Source organism: Actinoplanes sp. NPDC019969 (assembly GCF_055562375.1).
In genome coordinates this window covers 62632-78484 of record NZ_JBVHFK010000005.1, presented here as the reverse complement: position 1 = coordinate 78484, position 15853 = coordinate 62632, and the positions used below count along the sequence as shown (strand labels likewise).

At 71.7% G+C, this 15853-nt stretch carries 14 protein-coding genes; 5 read left to right on the top strand and 9 right to left on the bottom strand.

Annotation, left to right across the window (positions count from 1 at the left end):
• Positions 1-8: 8 nt before the first annotated feature.
• Positions 9-1652: a 3-oxosteroid 1-dehydrogenase gene (kstD, locus tag ACZ3II_RS16390; RefSeq protein WP_465518482.1), complete on the bottom strand. Its 1644-nt coding sequence runs from the start codon at positions 1650-1652 to the stop codon at positions 9-11.
• 110 nt (positions 1653-1762) lie between these two features.
• On the opposite strand from kstD, the gene ACZ3II_RS16385 reads away from it, so the two are divergent.
• Complete coding sequence (locus tag ACZ3II_RS16385; protein ID WP_465518481.1) at positions 1763-2458, top strand: PaaI family thioesterase; 696 nt, start codon at positions 1763-1765, stop codon at positions 2456-2458.
• On the opposite strand, the gene ACZ3II_RS16380 is transcribed toward ACZ3II_RS16385, so the two are convergent.
• From ACZ3II_RS16380 to ACZ3II_RS16370, 3 genes are all read right to left on the bottom strand, one after another.
• Positions 2424-3179 (bottom strand): hypothetical protein, encoded by a 756-nt coding sequence (locus ACZ3II_RS16380; RefSeq protein WP_465518480.1) that lies wholly within the window; start codon positions 3177-3179, stop codon positions 2424-2426. The two genes, ACZ3II_RS16385 and ACZ3II_RS16380, sit on opposite strands and share 35 nt — an antisense overlap.
• A 58-nt stretch (positions 3180-3237) precedes the next feature.
• Positions 3238-4296, bottom strand: coding sequence for a pectinesterase family protein (locus tag ACZ3II_RS16375; RefSeq protein ID WP_465518479.1), 1059 nt, complete (start codon positions 4294-4296; stop codon positions 3238-3240).
• A gap of 87 nt (positions 4297-4383) precedes the next feature.
• The gene (locus ACZ3II_RS16370; protein ID WP_465518478.1) at positions 4384-5058 is read right to left on the bottom strand and encodes an enhanced serine sensitivity protein SseB C-terminal domain-containing protein; all 675 of its coding nucleotides are present in this window, start codon (positions 5056-5058) and stop codon (positions 4384-4386) included.
• A gap of 108 nt (positions 5059-5166) precedes the next feature.
• Between ACZ3II_RS16370 and ACZ3II_RS16365 the strand changes: the two genes are divergently transcribed.
• The gene (locus ACZ3II_RS16365) at positions 5167-6696 is read left to right on the top strand and encodes a serine hydrolase domain-containing protein (RefSeq protein ID WP_465518477.1); all 1530 of its coding nucleotides are present in this window, start codon (positions 5167-5169) and stop codon (positions 6694-6696) included.
• Between the two features lie 151 nt (positions 6697-6847).
• On the opposite strand, the gene ACZ3II_RS16360 is transcribed toward ACZ3II_RS16365, so the two are convergent.
• A complete protein-coding gene (locus ACZ3II_RS16360) occupies positions 6848-7174 on the bottom strand; it encodes a hypothetical protein (RefSeq protein WP_465518476.1) in 327 nt (108 codons plus the stop codon).
• Positions 7175-7516: 342 nt separating this feature from the next.
• Here ACZ3II_RS16360 and ACZ3II_RS16355 point away from each other — a divergent pair, with 342 nt between their 5' ends.
• Both ACZ3II_RS16355 and ACZ3II_RS16350 read left to right on the top strand, forming a co-directional pair.
• A complete protein-coding gene (locus tag ACZ3II_RS16355; protein ID WP_465518475.1) occupies positions 7517-8881 on the top strand; it encodes a cellulase family glycosylhydrolase in 1365 nt (454 codons plus the stop codon).
• 82 nt (positions 8882-8963) lie between these two features.
• Positions 8964-10460 carry a diguanylate cyclase domain-containing protein gene (locus tag ACZ3II_RS16350; RefSeq protein ID WP_465518474.1) on the top strand — a complete coding sequence of 499 codons (1497 nt, stop codon included), beginning with the start codon at positions 8964-8966 and terminating at the stop codon, positions 10458-10460.
• 84 nt (positions 10461-10544) lie between these two features.
• Here the strand turns inward: ACZ3II_RS16350 and lexA are convergent, their stop codons facing one another.
• A complete protein-coding gene (gene lexA, locus ACZ3II_RS16345; protein WP_465518473.1) occupies positions 10545-11210 on the bottom strand; it encodes a transcriptional repressor LexA in 666 nt (221 codons plus the stop codon).
• 126 nt (positions 11211-11336) lie between these two features.
• Between lexA and ACZ3II_RS16340 the strand changes: the two genes are divergently transcribed.
• Positions 11337-11843: a hypothetical protein gene (locus tag ACZ3II_RS16340; protein WP_465518472.1), complete on the top strand. Its 507-nt coding sequence runs from the start codon at positions 11337-11339 to the stop codon at positions 11841-11843.
• Positions 11844-12524: 681 nt separating this feature from the next.
• Here the strand turns inward: ACZ3II_RS16340 and ACZ3II_RS16335 are convergent.
• The 3 genes from ACZ3II_RS16335 to ACZ3II_RS16325 are packed head-to-tail and all read right to left on the bottom strand — an operon-like array spanning position 12525 to position 15711.
• Positions 12525-13760: a hypothetical protein gene (locus ACZ3II_RS16335; protein WP_465518471.1), complete on the bottom strand. Its 1236-nt coding sequence runs from the start codon at positions 13758-13760 to the stop codon at positions 12525-12527.
• Positions 13757-14653, bottom strand: a complete 897-nt coding sequence (locus tag ACZ3II_RS16330) for a hypothetical protein (protein WP_465518470.1) — start codon at positions 14651-14653, stop codon at positions 13757-13759. Before ACZ3II_RS16330 ends, ACZ3II_RS16335 begins: the two co-directional genes overlap by 4 nt.
• The gene (locus ACZ3II_RS16325) at positions 14650-15711 is read right to left on the bottom strand and encodes a hypothetical protein (RefSeq protein ID WP_465518469.1); all 1062 of its coding nucleotides are present in this window, start codon (positions 15709-15711) and stop codon (positions 14650-14652) included. The genes ACZ3II_RS16330 and ACZ3II_RS16325 overlap by 4 nt, the downstream gene beginning before the upstream one ends.
• Positions 15712-15853: the final 142 nt, after the last annotated feature.

The following is a 15853-nucleotide window of genomic DNA, read 5'->3' as shown; positions in this document are numbered from 1 at the left end:
GTCTCCTCTCATCCTGTGGCGGCGATGTCGAGGCCCGCCACGTGACCGAACGTCATTGCTGGTCCGAGGGTTGATCCCGCGCCCGCATAGCTGTGGCCCATCACCGCGGCGCTCGCGTTCCCGGCGGCGTAGAGCCCGGGGATCACCGAGCCGTCCGGGCGCACCACTCGCGCGCGGGCGTCGGTGAGCAGGCCGCCTTTGGTGCCCAGGTCGCCGGGCACGATGGTGAAGGCGTAGTACGGCGGCAGCCAGATCGGCGCCAGGCAGGGACTCGGGGTGTTCGTCGGGTCGGCGAAGTAGGCGTCGTACGCGCTGTCGCCCCGATGGAAGTCCGGATCGCGCCCGGCCCGCGCCTGCGCGTTGAACCGGTCGATCGTGCCGCGCAGCGCCGCCGCCGGCACGCCGATCCTGGCGGCCAGCCCGGCGATCGTCCAGTCCTTGACCAGCGCGCCCGAGGAGTACCAGTCGTCCGGGTAGGGCAGCAGCGGGGCCAGGTCCTTGAACAGGTAGCGGTTGCGGTAGTCCTGGTCGGTGATCATCCAGCAGGGGATGTGCCGTTTCTCGTACATCACGTGCACGACGTCGCTGTACGGCGCGGCCTCGTTGACGAACCGCTTCCCGGCCCGGTTGACGAAGATCGTGCCGGGCAGGGTCCGTTCGGACAGGCAGAACCAGGGCTCGCCGGGCAGCGGGATCATCGGCCCCCACCAGGCGTCGTCCATCAGGGCCAGCGCCGCACCGGCCCGCTCCCCCGCCTCGATGCCGTCGCCGGTGTTGGCGTCGGCGCCGATGGTCCACTCCGTGCCGATCGGCTCGGCCTGGAACTGCTTGCGCATCCGCTCGTTGTGCTCGAATCCGCCGCTGCCGACCACCACCGCCCGCCGGGCCCGGATCAGCGTCTCCGTACCGTCCCGCCGCGCCACCACCCCGGCGACCCGGCCGTTCTCGACGTGCAGGTCGAGCAGCGGGGTGTTCAGCCAGACCGGCACCCCGGCCGCGATCAGCCCGGCCCGTAGGCCGCCGGCGAGGGCCTGGCCCATCGTCACCGGTTTCCGGCCCTTGGCGGCGAGCTGGAGATATCGCCAGACGATCTCGGTGGCGGTGGCGACGCCGCGCGGGTGCCGGGCGACCAGCGACAGCCACTTGTAGTCGACGGTGTAGACGACGGTCCCGGCCGGGCTCGCCTGGTACGGCCCGTTGAGGTGGGCGAGCTCGTCGCCGAGCACGTTGGCGTCGAGCGCCTGCGGCTCGATCGACCTGCCGTTCGGCATCCCGCCGGGCAGCTCCGGATAGTAGTCGGGATAGCCCTGCATCCACGCGAACCGCAGCGGCGTCCACCGTTGCAGGAAGGCGATGGCGCGCGGCCCGTTGGTGAGGAACGCGCGGCGGCGCTCGGCGGGGACCTCGGGCCCGGCCACCGCGGCGAGGTAGGTGTCGGCCTTGTCGAAGCTGTCCGGCACCCCGGCGGCGAGCACCACGTCGTTGTTCGGCACCCAGATGCCCGCACCCGAGCGGGCGGCCGATCCACCGTAGACGGAAGCCTTCTCGATGAGAACCGTGTTCAGTCCGCTGCGCGCCGTCGTCAGCGCCGCTGTCATCCCGGCAGCACCGGCGCCCACCACGACCACGTCGTATTCCACGGTGACCGCCATGGCCTCCCCATCCGCCGGGTCGTTCACGCGTCCGCAATAACTAGAACAGGTTATAGCAGTGTGATGAGATTCACTAGGTGCGATGGCGTGCGGTATAGCAGCCTGATCCTGTGAGCGATGGCGACAACGGGCGGCGGCTGCACGCCGTCGACGACGGGCTGCTGCGGCGGCGCGAGGCGATCGGCGAGCTGGGCGACGCGCTGCGCCTGCTCGTCGAGAACGCGACGGCCACCGAGGCGCCGACCGAGGAGCTGCTGCGGGCCGCCGAGCGGATCCGGCAGGCCGCCGCGCCGCTGGGCGAGCGGGTCCGCGGGCGGTTCGACAGCGCCGCCGCCGACGACCTGGCCGCCGGGGTCCGGCTCTACAACCCGGTCACCGGCCTGGGCAGCGCCTTCGCCCCGCCCGTGGAGATCCACGAGGAGGGCGGCGTCGCGATCGGGTCGTGCACGCTCGGGCTCGCTTTCGAGGGCCCGCCCAGCTATGCGCACGGCGGGGTCAGCGCGATGCTGCTCGACCAGATGCTCGGTTACGCGGTCTCGCACTCCGGCAACCCCGGGATGACGGTACGCCTGGACACCACGTACCGGCGGCCGGTCCCGCTGCACACACCGCTCCGGCTGACCGGCGAGGTGCTCGGGGTGGAGGACCGCCGGGTCACCGCGACCGGCACGATCACCTGCGCCGACGATCCCGGCACGATCCTGGTCGAGGCGACCGGCGTGTTCATCGCGCTCCGCGCCGAGCAGGCGCAGCGCCTGTTCGGGCCGGTCCTCAGCCGCCGTTACCAGGAGCCGCGCGCCGGCTGAGCAGCACCTCGGCCAGCTTGCGGGACCGCAGGAACTCGGTCTTCTCGCCGGGGTCCCCCTCGTCCGGCAGCAGTTCCGCCGCCAGCGGCCAGTCGTCGATCTCGTGCCAGGCCACACCACCGGCCTCCGCCGGGCCGATGGCGAGCCGCCACGCGGCCAGGGCCTCCTCGGGCGAGGCGTAGTAGCCGGTGGCGCCGGGGCCCCACAGGTACCAGCGGACCGGGCCGTCGACCGGGCGGAACGGCGCGACGACCGCGACCCGTGCGCCGGAGCGGTCCCGGGTCCACAGTGCCGGCTCCTCGGCCAGCGGATCCGGCGTCTGCAGGCCGGCCCGTGACCGCAGCCGCGACGGCAGCACGCCGGCGACCACCGCCCGTACCCGCCGGGTGTTCGCGTCGTCCTCGGGCAGCACCCCGGCGGCGTCCGCCAGCGCCTCACCGAGATGTCGCGGCCCCACGTCGTCCGGTGTCTCGGCGAGCCGGGCGCACAGCTCGTCCTCCAGCGCGGCCCCGGTCCGCGGCGACGCCAGCAGGGCCTCGATCACCCGCCACGCGTGCGGGCGGGCCTCCTCGGTCCGCCGGGCGTCGCCCGCGGTCCAGCCGGCGAGCATCGCCCGTACCTCGTTGGCCGCTGTCACTCTCCTGATGTGCTCGCGGCGGCGGTCCGCCTTCACCGCCGCCGCCGACTTCTGGTCCTTCTTCCGCTTCCGTGATACCGGCACGGGCCGAGAATATGCAGCGATCTCGCTCCGGGCCCGCCGCCGTCACCCGCACGAGCGATCAACAGCGGTCGGGTTTCCAGCCGTCGGCGCCGCGCAGGAACGCTCCGATGGTGTACCCGGCGGCCTGCTCGCGGGTCAGCTGCGGGCGGTTCTCCGTGCGGAGCGCGCCGGGGCCGGTGTTGCGGTACTCGAAGAACCGCGCGTCCTCCCACGGCCAGGTGCCGAAGTCGCTCCAGGCCACGTCCGGGATGTGCGCGCCGATCCACGACTCCCGGATGATCGTCTGGCCGATCGCGTTCGGGTCGTTGCTCGGGTGCCACGGACGGCCCAGGAAGACGGTCCCGGCCGGGGCGTCCGAGGTGAACCGGCAGTGCGCGAAGAGCAACCCGTACGGGTTGGTGATGTCGGTGCTCGGAGCGGTGACGTACCCGTTCGGGGTGCTGCCCCGGTTCAGCGAATGGATCCGGCACCTGTCGAACACCGCGGTGGCCCGGCCGAAGATGAAGTCGACGTCGCCTTCCACGTAGCAGTCACGCAGGTAGACGCGGTTGACCACGCCGGCGGCGGTGCTGTTCACGTACAGCGTGTCCTGGTTGCCGAGGAACCGCACCCGGTCGAAGACCAGGCGGTCGGCGCGGGTCAGCACGGCCACCGCCTGCCGGTTGGTGATCTCCGGGTGGGCGGCCTCGTCGAACAGGTTCGCCAGGGTGAGGTTGACGGCCCGGAAGTCGGCGCCGCTCACGGTGACCGAGGCGCTGCCGGAGGTGCCCCACGGCGTGCCGTCCGGCTTGAGGGTGCCGTTGGCCCGGTCGTCGGCGATCACCACCTGGTCCGGCCGGTGGCCGAGCCCGCGCAGCTCCAGGAACGGCTTGGTGGCGGGGACGACGACCTGGCCGGAGTACGTGCCGGGCCTGACCCCGATCACGTACGGGGTGGTGCTCGCGGCCGGCGCGGCGTCGATCGCCGCCTGGATCCCGGTGTGGTCGCCGCTGCCGTCGGCCGCCACGATCAGGTCCGGCTTTCTCGGGCGGGCCGCGGCCGACGCGGGGCCCGGCAGCACACCGGTCGCCACGATCCCGAGTCCGGAGGACATGCCGAGGAAGGTACGCCGACGCATACCACACTCCTTGATAGGGGATTACGCTCGGGGAAAGCGCTTTCCTCGGAACGTTAGGCGTCTCATCGCGTAACGTCAATGCAATCTTCAGCGGCGGTAGAACGGCTCGGTGTTGCCGGTGAACCAGCCGGTGATCGCGTCCCCCTCCTCGAGGAACACGGTGTCCACCGCGATCGGCGGCTGCTTCGTCCGCAGCGCCTCGTCGACCGCCGCCAGCACATCCGCCTGCCAGGTCGCCACGCCCTCGTCCGCGAACACCCCGATCAGCAGCGTCGGCTGCTGCTCACCGACCTGTGCCAGCGCCCGCCGCGCCTCGACCACCGCCGGCACCCCGGCGAAGACCCGGCGCAACTCGTCCAGCAGCTCCACCGGCTCCTCCGCGGGAGTGCCGAGGCGGATGCCGGTGCCCGGGCGCACGATCGTCTTGTTCTCGCGCATCGCCAGCACCCCGGCCGGCAGGATCGGCACCCCGAGGTCACCGCCCGGATTGATGGCGAGCCCGACATGGCCGGGCAGCGCCTCCGCCAGCTGCCGCCCCGAAACCTGCATGTGGGGACGCCCTGCGGCGGACCGCTCGAACTGCTCCGCCGAGGTGTAGGCGGCCACGTACACCTGATCGCCGTCCATCATCACCGGCAACTGGGTCACCGGATCCGCCGCCAGCGGCACCCACAGCGTGCCGTCGGCGAGCGCGTGCAGCAGGTCCGACGGATCCGCCGTCCCCTGTCGCAGCCTGGCCAGCACGATCTCCACATCGTTCACCGTCGTCCTCCCCATCGATCGCCCGGGCACCCTCCACAGTGACTCATGCGGCTACAGTGCGGCGGGAGTGCGCCGGCGAGGGGCGCAGCGAACGACAGGGAGCAAGCGATGCCCGAGCCGATTTCTCGCCGTACGCTTCTGCGCACCGTGGCCGGTGGCGCCGCCGCGGTCGCCACGGGCACGGCCGCCGCGTCCCCCGCTCACGCCGCCGGTTCCCGGGTGCCGGGCGCGGTCCGGGAGCTGGAGGACAAGATCAGGAGCGCGATGGCGGCGTACGGGATTCCCGGCGTCTCCTACGGCCTCCGTTACCAGGGCCGGGAGTACCTCGGCGGGTTCGGCGTCACCGACCTGTCCGCGCCGCAGGCCGTCACCCCGGAGACCGCCTTCAAGATCGCCTCCACCACCAAGACCTTCACCGGTACGGCGATGATGCGCCTGGTCGAGCGCGGCCGGGTCGACCTCGACCACCCGGTGCGCCGCTACCTGCCGGACTTCCGCACCACCGACGAGGCCGCCTCCCGGCGGGTCACCGTGCGGCAGCTGCTCAACCACAGCGCCGGCTGGCTCGGCGACGTCCTCACCGACACCGGCAACGACGACGGCGCGCTCGCTCGTTACGTCTCGGCCCTCGCCACCGTCCCGCAGCTCACCGCCCCCGGCACGACGTTCGCGTACAACAACGCGGCCCTCAGCGTCGCCGGGCGGGTGATCGAGGTCGTCACCGGCCGGACGTACGAGCAGGCGCTCCGCGGCCTGGTGCTCGACCCGCTGCGGCTGCGCCAGACGGCGTTCGCACCGTCCGAACTCTCCGGCGTGCGTATCGCCTCCGGCCACGGCCCGGCCGGCGAGGTCGGCGACGTCCCGGTGCCGCGCAGCTGCAACCCGCTCGGCGGCCTCTACTCGAGCGCCCGCGACCAGCTCCGCTGGGCCCGCTACCACCTCGGCGACGGCGGCCCCCTGCTCACCCGGCGCTCGCTGCGGGCGATGCGCTGGCGGCCCGGCCCCGGCGGCACCCTGTTCGTCGAACTCGACGGCGCCGGCGTCAGCTGGATGCTGCGCCCCACCGCCGAGGGCCCGCGGGTCGTCCAGCACGGCGGCGACTGGCCCGGGCACCACTCCGGCTTCCTGTTCGTACCGGAACGCGACTTCGCACTCACCGTGCTCACCAACTCCGAGAACGGGCCCGCCCTCACCGCCGAACTGTTCTCCGACGACTGGGCCCTGACCCGGTTCGCCGGCCTGCACAACCTGCCGGCCCGCCCGCGGGCACTGTCGCCGGAGCAGCTCGCGCCGTACGAGGGCCGCTACAGCGCCGACGCGATCGGCTTCACCGGCGAACGCGCCACCGAATCGTTCGACGTGGCCGCTTCCGACGGACGCCTGGTGATCCGGTTCGACGGGCAGGACGTGCTGGCGCTGCCGTTCTACCGGAAGGACTATGTGCTGGTCTGGGCGCCGGACGGCACCGACTCGCACAGCCGCGCCAACTTCGTCCGCGCGGCGGACGGCTCGGTCGCGTGGCTCCGTTTCGGTGGACGCCTCTACCGGCGTACTCCCGCGGGCACTGCCTCCCTCCGCACCACCACCCACCGCCCGACCCTCGTCCCGGCAACCCTCCCCCACCCCGCCTTCGCCTGATCCCACCCGCCGCCCCACAGTCCCGCGGCCCCACCGCCGAAACCCCGGCTGGTTCTCATGGCTGTCTCGAGCGCCCGGAGACAGCCATGAGAACCAGCCGGACAAGGTCCAACGGCAACTGGACGGGCCCGGCGAACAGGGCGGGTTCGGGTCAGGAGTCGTGGGGTTCGGGGGCGGGGGGTGGAGTGGTGGGTGGGGCGGAGGGGTAGCGGCGGAGGCGGCGGCGTTCCTCGAGTTGGCGCCAGCGGTTGTAGACCAGGACGGCGGCCTCCACCGGCTCGGGGGCGCGGCCTGCGTGCCATTGGCGGGGGAGGTAGGACTCGGCGCCGAGCCAGAGGAGTTCGCTCATCGGGACGGTGCCGCCGTGCATACGCATCAGTTCCTCGGCGACCTGGACGGCGTGATCACTGCGACGCCACATTTCGAGAGCGGAGCTGCCGTTCAGCAACTCTTCGTGGTCGTCGGGATGCAGTTCCATGTGCGGGCGACCCTTCGCGGTGACGGCATAGCAGCAGGTGAGGACACACTGTCGCGGTTTGCCGGGGAGACTGTCAAGCGTGATCAAACAGCCCTGACAACACGTAGGGTGATGACGACCGTTTCGGCTAGCGTGATCGGACGGTGGGGCGGGACGCGGGGTGACCACCGCATTCGGCCCGGTGGCCGCGGGGATGCCGGGAGTGGGCAGCGTCTCGCGGGCAGCGATGGGGCGGGGGTGTTCCGGCGGGGGCGAGGTGGCCCGTACCCAAATGTTGACAATGATGAATTCCGCGAGGCAGATTGGGAGCGCTCCCACCCCCTCATCCCCAGGAGACCCACAATGACCATCCCCAGAAAACGGCGAACGTGGCTGGCCGGCCTCGTGGCAGCGGTCTGCGCCGGAGTCGCGGCGCTGTTCGTGGCGGGGCCGGCGCAGGCGGCGACCGGGTTCACCGTGTCCGGCACGCAGATCCTCGAGGGCAACGGCTCGCCGTTCGTGATGCGCGGGGTGAATCACGCGCACACCTGGTACGCGAGTCAGCTCGGGTCGCTCGCGCACATCAAGGCGCTCGGCGCGAACACCGTCCGTGTGGTGCTGGCCAGCGGCAACCGGTGGACCAAGAACGACGCGGCGGACGTGGCGAACGTGATCGCGCAGTGCAAGGCGAACCGGCTGATCTGTGTGCTGGAGGTGCACGACACCACGGGGTACGGGGAGGAGGGCGCCGCCGCCACGCTGAGCCAGGCCGTCGACTACTGGATCTCGATCAAGAGCGCGCTGGCCGGCCAGGAGAACTACGTCATCCTGAACATCGGCAACGAGCCGTACGGGAACGCCAACACGTCCGGCTGGGTGACCGACACGAAGAACGCGATCACGCGGCTGCGGGCGGCCGGGTTCGCGCACCAGATCATGGTGGACGCGCCGAACTGGGGCCAGGACTGGTCGTTCACCATGCGGGACAACGCGGCCTCGGTGTTCGCCACCGACCCGAACCGCAACGTCGTCTTCTCGGTGCACATGTACGGGGTGTTCGACACCGCCGCGGAGATCACCGACTACCTGAACCGGTTCCGGACGGCGGGGCTGCCGCTGGTGATCGGCGAGTTCGGGCACAACCACTCCGACGGCAACCCGGACGAGGACACCATCCTGGCGACCGCGCAGCAGCTCGGCGTCGGGTACCTGGGCTGGTCCTGGAGCGGCAACGGCGGTGGCGTCGAGTACCTGGACATGGTCACGGCGTTCGACCCGGCGCAGTTGACCTCCTGGGGTCAGCGGCTGTTCAACGGCGCGAACGGCATCAAGGCGACGGCGAAAGAGGCGACGATCTTCGGGGGTACGCAGCCCTCGTCGCCGACCTCACCGTCGGCCTCCGCTTCGCCGTCCGAGCCCACCGGCGGCGGTTGCACGGCCGCCTACACGGTTTCCCACTCCTGGGGTGGCGGTTTCCAGGGCAATGTCACGGTGAAGGCGGGCAATGCGCCCATCAACGCCTGGACCGTGAGCTGGACCTGGCCGAACGGGCAGCGCTTCACCAACTCCTGGAACGCCATGGTCACCAGCTCCGGGGACGCCGTCACCGCGCGTAACGCCGCCTACAACGGCAAGCTGGCGGCCGGCGCCTCGACCAGCTGGGGCTTCACCGCCTCGTGGACCGGCGCCAACACCGCACCGGCGACGGTGAGCTGCACCGCCTCGTGATGACACGCCGGGCCGCCGGACATCCCTCCGGCGGCCCGGCCGGTTTCCTCAACCAGCGCCGACGGAAGCCGATGAAGTCAGAGTGATCGGGAACGGATCGATACGGCAGGACCCGGTGCTGGCGGTCGCCACGGCGTGGACCCTGCTCGGCACCGTCCTGCTGTTCCTGGTCGATTCGGCGGACGCCAGGGTGAACGTGTTCTGGGCGTTCCAGCCGGCCCTCGACGTCCTGCTCGCCTACTCGGCGTGGCGGGTCTCGCGGGTCGCGACCGGGGCGATCCGCCGGTTCTGGCGGTTCCTGGCCATCGCGGGCAGCCTGTTCACCGTCGGTGACATCGTCCAGACGGTGCTCTCGCTGTGGCAGGGCGATCAGGCGTCGACCGTGGGCGGCACGGTCCAGTCGACGTGCTTCGCGATCGGGCTCGGCCTGATCGTGATCGGCATGCTGATCCATCCGCACTCCGGGCGTTCCCGCCGGGAACGGGTCGCCTTCTGGCTGGACTCGGCGACGGTGCTGGTCGGCGGGGCCGTGGTGGCCTGGTGTTTCGTCATCGACCCGAAGGACAATCCGGCGGGCGCGCTGGCCGGCGCGGCGGTGGTGCTGACCTCGGCGTTCGCGGCGGTCAAGATGATCCTCAGCGGCAACGCGCCGATGCACCGGACGGCAGCCGTCCCGATGATCATGGCGGCGGTGGTCAACGCCATCGGCCTGTTCGCCGCGCCGGGCGACGCTGAAGATCTTCCGGCGTACGTCTACGCGATCCGCCTCGCGCCATCCCTGCTCATCGCCATGGGACCCCGCATCCAGGAGATCATCGCCCGCTTCGACGAGAAGGCCTTCGGGGCGCGGCGGCGAAAACCTTACAGCCTGCTGCCGTACGGGTCGATCGCGCTGGTCTTCTTCACCATGACGTACATACTGCCGAAACACGACGACGCCGGGCGCCTCTGGGGCTCGGTCGGCGGGCTCGGCGTGATCGTCGTGCTCGTGGTGGCCCGGCAGCTGCTCGCCTTCCACGACAACCAGCGGCTCATCGCCCAACTGCGGGAACACGAGGTCCGGCTGCGGCGGCAGGCCCTGTTCGACGACCTGACGGGGCTGGCGAACCGTACCCACTTCCGGGAGGAGCTCGGCACCGCCCTGGACACCGCCCAGCCCGGGACCGTGTCCCTGCTGCTCGTCGACCTCGACGGGTTCAAGGCCGTCAACGACACCCTGGGCCACGCCGCCGGTGACCTGTTGCTCGCCGGGGTGGCGGAGAAACTGCGCACGTCGGTACGCGCCGGGGACATGCCGGCCCGGCTCGGCGGCGACGAGTTCGCGGTGCTGCTGCACGACTGCGACGCCCGGGACGCCGAACGTACCGCGCAGCGGATCCTGCAGTCGATGACCGTACCCATCCTGATCGACGACGCCCCGATCCTCGCGAACGCCAGCATCGGCGTGGCCTGCTCGGAGCCGGGCGACGACATCCGGTCCCTTCTGCACGCTGCGGACACGGCGATGTACGCGGCCAAGCACCGCGGCAAGGGCACGTACATGTGTTACGACCCGACGATGCTCCCCGCCGCCTCCTGACGGAACGTTCGTTCTCCCCGCGACCTACCAACGAACCGCCCGCTCCCCTGCGGCCCCCTGACGGAACGTTCGTTCTCCCGGCGGTCAGAGGCGGCGCAGCACGCAGACGACCTTGCCCAGAATGACCGCGTCGTCGGCGGGGATGGGCTGGTAGGCGGGGTTGCGCGGGATCAGCTCGGCATGACCGTCACGATGCCGGAACACCTTCACGGTGGCCTCGTTGTCGATCATGGCAGCGACGATCTCCCCGTTCTCCGCGACCGGCTGCTGCCGAACCACCACCACGTCGCCGTCACAGATCGCGGCCTCGATCATCGAGTCGCCCTTGACGTTGAGCGCGAACAGCGTGCCCCCGCCGACCATCGCCGCCGACACGCTCACATGGTCTTCGACGTGCTCCTCGGCAAGGATCGGCGCACCCGCCGCGATCGCGCCGAGCAGGGGGACCGTGACGATACGGCCCAGCCCCGGATCGTTCGCCGCCTCGGCTCCGTCCGGGCGTTCGACGGGCGGCTTGCACAGCTCGACCGCCCGCGAGTTGCCCGGCTGGCGGCGGATCAGCCCATGCTTCTCCAGCACGCCGAGCTGATAGGAAACGGACGACGGCGAGACCAGACCGACGGCCGCGCCGATCTCCCGAACCGTCGGCGGGAACCCCCGCTCCCGGACCCACTGCTCGATCACCGCGAGAATGCGCAGTTGACGTGCGGTGAGAGGCGGGCGCGAATCTGCACCGCTGTCGATGCTCATGGCCCGCACCCTACCGCAGAATTAGATCAGATGTACGAATCGTGACCGGAAACAGCACTTTCGGGTGACGCAAGGCCCGGCCCCTCGCCCGATCCCCACCGGGCCACGACTGGCCAGGATCATCCGATGCCGACCATCTGGGAGTACGCGGACCAGGTCGCGGCGGGTGACACCGGCTTCTTGCGGGCCGCCACCCGGCGCGCCGCCGTCCTGCTCGCACCGACCCATCCGGTGATCAGCCTGCCCCGGCGCGTACCCGTCCATCAGGTTCTGGTGCAGACGACCGCCTTGGTGATCTACTGCCGTACCGCGAGCCTGCCGATCCCCGGCCACGTCGTCTCCGGCCCCGAACTCGCCGCCTGGGTCGCCGACCACGCGCTCCCCGGCCCCGGTTCGGCTCCCGGCGACATCGCCGCCGCCGTACGTCATCTTCTCGACAACGTCGCCGGGATGCTCCGCACCGCCGGCCACCAGGTTCCCGAGCCGGGATTACGAGCGCTCGGCCGGCACTCCCTCGACCCGGTGGTCCAGCAGTGGCACGACCTGGCCGACGTCGACGACAGTTTCCCGGGCCCGCTGCTGTGCCTCGGCGTAGCGGCCATGTCCGACACTTTCGGCCCCACCATCATCTGACAGCCACCCCAACCCGTTCCGCCGCCACCCGAGCCCTCCCGCTCCAACCGACCGTGGCACCGCCCGTCCCGCGAGGTCAAACCACGAGCCGTCGCCCAGTCCGCCCTCGATCACCGGATAGCCGGCACCGACGACGGCTGGCGGTCCGCCCGCCCCGCCAGCCGTCGCCCCGGCAGGCCTCGGACACCGGAAAACCGGCGTAGACGACGGCTGGCGTCCGACCGCCCGCCGAGCCGGCGGCCCTGGAACCCGCCTGCCGGCTGACGTCCGTCCGCCCGTCGCGCAGGCGGCCGCCCCGGAACCAGCCGCCGCCCGCGATCTTGTGCGGTGCGCACCGGCGCCCCAGCCCAAGATCGGCAAGGCGGCCACCTGCGCCCGGTCAGCGGCCTCACACCAGAACACCCGGCGACCCCGCCCGGCGCCGACAGTCAACCAGGTCAGCGGCCTCGCCGAGCGCACCGGGCGACCCCGCCCGGCGCGGACAGCCGAGCACCTACGCCCGATCGGCGACCTAACCCCAGCACACGGGGCGACCCGTCCGGTGCGGTCAGCCAACCACCAGCGCCCAGTCAGCGGGCCCGTTCCGCGAACCGCAGGCCCCGAGCAGGCCGGCCCATCGCCTGGGCCAAGGGATGACGGGCCGGCTGCGGATTCGCGGGGGGTTCGGGCGGCTGGAAGGGATCAGCGGAGGAAGAGAAGGAACAGGCCGGCCCACGTACAGCCGATCATGAAGAGGACCAGGGGGAGTTCGTCGGCCAGGACGGCCAGGGGTGGGCGGGCCGGGTCGCGGGACAGGGACGTCGCCAGGGCGTCGTCGTGGGCGACGATCACGCCCACGACGTGGCCGATCAGGATCAGGGCGATCTGGGCGGCGGCGAGGAGCTGCGGGTTCGGGGTGACGGTCCAGAGGTCGGGGGAAGCGCCGACCAGCAGCAGGAGACCGCGGGGCGCTTCGACGATCAGCACGGACAGGTAGTGGGCGAGGGTGTAGCCGGCGGCGATCGGGATCAGCGACATGGTCACGTCGAGGCGGCCGGCGGTCCAGCGGACGGCCAGGAAGACCAGGGTGCAGAGGAGGGCTAGTCCGGCCGTACCCCAGAGGAGGGGTTGACCGGCACGGTCGACGAAGCCGGACGCGCTGTCGAAGACTGTCGAACCCCACCAGACCGCGATGAAACCGGCGAGTCCGGCGGCGGCCATCGGCGGGCGCTCGGGAGCCGGCGGCGAAGAGTGCGGTACGGGGACCAGGACCGGGGCACGGGTGGCGACCAGGCCGGACAGGGGCTGGCGCCAGCGGAGCGGGCTGAGGCGGCCGGCCAGGTCGGAGTAGGCCTCGAAGCAGTCGCCGCGGGAGAACCACTCCTCGCCGCGGAGGGTGGCCAGGGTCAGTTGGGTGACGGCGTACGCGAGAAGGAAGAGGCCGACCGTGACCGGATCGCCGTGGTGCGGGGCCACCAGTTCGAACCAGACGAAGGCGAGCAGGAAGGCGGCTGCGGGCCAGAAGGTACGGGGCCGGCCGGGCGGGAGTGGGCGCAGCCCGTGGCGGGGCAGGCCGAGCACGGTGAAGATCGTGCGCAGCGGGTTGACAGTGCGCCAGACCGGGCCGGCGATGACGCTGACCAGGACCAGGCCGACCCAGAGCCAGACGAACAGGGCGTGCGCGGCGGGGTTCTCGGCGGTGCGCGGGCCGACGATGGCGTAGCCGGTGATGTAGAGGGTGAGCGCCAGCACGGGGTACCGGAACCAGCGCGTGACGCCGAAGGAGCGCGGGGCGGAGGGGGTGAGGCGCGGGGTACGCCACCAGAACGCGGAGATCAGGAACGACAGGACGACGGTGGCGGCGCCGGCCTGGAGCACCAGGTCGAGGGGCAGGGGAAGGTTCTCGGCGCTGCCGACACCATGGGCCAGAGGGGTCACCGGTCCGCCACGGCGGCTTTCTGGGCCAGGTCACGGAGGACGCCGGCGCCGGCGATCGCGACGCCCGCGCCGAGGCCGAGGGCCAGGACGACCAGGACGCGTTCCAGGGTGGCGGGGCCGGCGAACGGCAGGACCGCGCGGTGGAAGGACGTCACGTCGGGCAGGACGAAGACGGCGGTGAGGGCGGCGCCGCCGCAGACCGCGAGCACGCCGGCGGGACGGCCGCGCAGGGTGGTGACGGCGCCGCCGATGAGCAGGGGCCAGGCGAGGAGGTTGATGCCGGCGGCGCTGAGGAAGGTGCCGGCGAGCGGGGCGGACTCGACGGCCAGTGTGGAGCCGGCGACGTGGGTGATCGACGCGGCGGCGGCGAGGACTCCGGCGGCGGTGAGGAGGAGGTCGGCGCGGGGTACCCGGCGGGCCGGCAGAAGGACCGCGGCGAGGAGCAGGGCGGCGGCGATCCACCAGGCGGCGGCGATGGGGCGGGGCTCGCCGGTCAGGACGCCGGTGACGGTGACGGGGGTTCCGGCGGCGTCCAGGGGGACGGTCCAGGGGACGGCCTGGCCGGCGGCGACGGTACGGCCGTCGGGGGTGGCGCGTTCGTCGATCCACGTCAGTTCGGTGCCGGGGGCGACCACGGCGGGAGTGGCCGTACCGCCGCCGGGGTTGATCGTGATCGGGCCGCTCGTGCCGTTGCGGAGCCGCAGGCGGGCGCCGTCCTCGATGGCCTCGACCGTCAGGCCGGGGATCGTGGGGCTGATCGAGACGACCCGGCCGCGGGAGTCGGTGGCGGTGAGGCCGCCGGCGTGGGCGGAGGCCGGGGCGCCCGTCATGGCGAGCACCCCGGCGGCCACCGCCACCACGACGGCGAGGCGGCGGAGGAACGAGGAGGTCACTCGGGCTTGGGGAGGTGCTGGACGCTGCGGGCGACCAGTACGGTGCCCACGCCGGTCAGGGCGGTCAGGGTCAGCAGGCCGGTGACGATGTGGATGTTGAAGCCGGTCGTACCCGTCTGGATCTTGCCGACGAGCAGGACCGCGCCCCATGCCGCGGGCGGGGTGAGCAGGCCGAAGAGGATCCAGCGGGCATTGGCGGAGAGCTTGACGAACGGGATCGCGGCGCGCAGGACGACTTCCAGGGCCACGGCGGTGGCGGCCAGGGTGAGGGCCGGCCACCAGGGCTGCTGCGAGGCGAACATCAGGTGCATGAAGACGGCGATCAGCGCGACCAGGATCGACGGCAGGCCCAGCGGCAGCGGCCAGCGGCGGCCGATGACGAGGAACGGCAGCAGCAGGAGGATGGTGCTGAAGATGTAGCCGTGGATGAGCTGCGAATCGGGTGAGTAGACCGGCATCGGGTCGAGGCCGGCGCCGAGGTGACGGAAGCCGATGGCGGTCGCGTGCAGCGAGTAGATGTGCACCGGCAGCACGGTGAACAGGGTGGAGATGCCGACCAGCAGGGCGCCGCCGGCGCCGAGGGTGCGCTCCGGGCCGGTGGCGAGCATCAGCGCCGGGCCCATCGCGACCAGGACCATGCCGAGGATGATGAACTCGTGGCTGGGGCTGACGAAGATCTCCATGCCCTGCTCGATGCCCCAGATGTTGTGCCAGAGCGTGTCGACACCGCCGCCGATCAGCAGGAACGCCATGCCGGCGAGGGGCAGGCGGAGCGCGTTGGGCAGGGCCAGCACGGACCGGTAGGTGGGGATGCCGGGCAGCCGGGACCGCATGATCCAGAGCAGGGTGAACCCGGACGCGGCGATGCCGGAGTAGAGGACGCCGTGCCACGGGGTCCAGAAGGTCTCCAGCTCGGGTGTGGTGGCGTGCGCGTACGCGTCCAGCTGCAACCCGATGACCAGCCAGGCGCTCGCGATCACCAGCACCCAGCGCTCGCGGGCGCTGAACGATGCCGTGCCGGACCGCGCCGGTTCCGTCTGATTCACCACTGTCGTCACGATTACCGTCCCCCTGATCGGCCGTCTGGCGCAGAGTAACCTACATCGCTTTTGTTACATAGTTCGATACGGCACCAGGAACAGCCCTCCGACCAGCGGGAAAGCGCTTGCCTGCATCGATGGTTCCTGATTGAATCTGTCG

Bases quoted from the DNA above. Each gene is read 5' to 3' on its own strand.
- ACZ3II_RS16360 (WP_465518476.1), bottom strand. From the start codon at position 7,174: ATGGAACTGCATCCCGACGACCACGAAGAGTTGCTGAACGGCAGCTCC.
- ACZ3II_RS16365 (WP_465518477.1), top strand. From the start codon at position 5,167: ATGCCCGAGCCGATTTCTCGCCGTACGCTTCTGCGCACCGTGGCCGGT.
- ACZ3II_RS16340 (WP_465518472.1), top strand. From the start codon at position 11,337: ATGCCGACCATCTGGGAGTACGCGGACCAGGTCGCGGCGGGTGACACC.
- kstD (WP_465518482.1), bottom strand. From the start codon at position 1,652: ATGGCGGTCACCGTGGAATACGACGTGGTCGTGGTGGGCGCCGGTGCT.
- ACZ3II_RS16355 (WP_465518475.1), top strand. From the start codon at position 7,517: ATGACCATCCCCAGAAAACGGCGAACGTGGCTGGCCGGCCTCGTGGCA.
- lexA (WP_465518473.1), bottom strand. From the start codon at position 11,210: ATGAGCATCGACAGCGGTGCAGATTCGCGCCCGCCTCTCACCGCACGT.
- ACZ3II_RS16375 (WP_465518479.1), bottom strand. From the start codon at position 4,296: ATGCGTCGGCGTACCTTCCTCGGCATGTCCTCCGGACTCGGGATCGTG.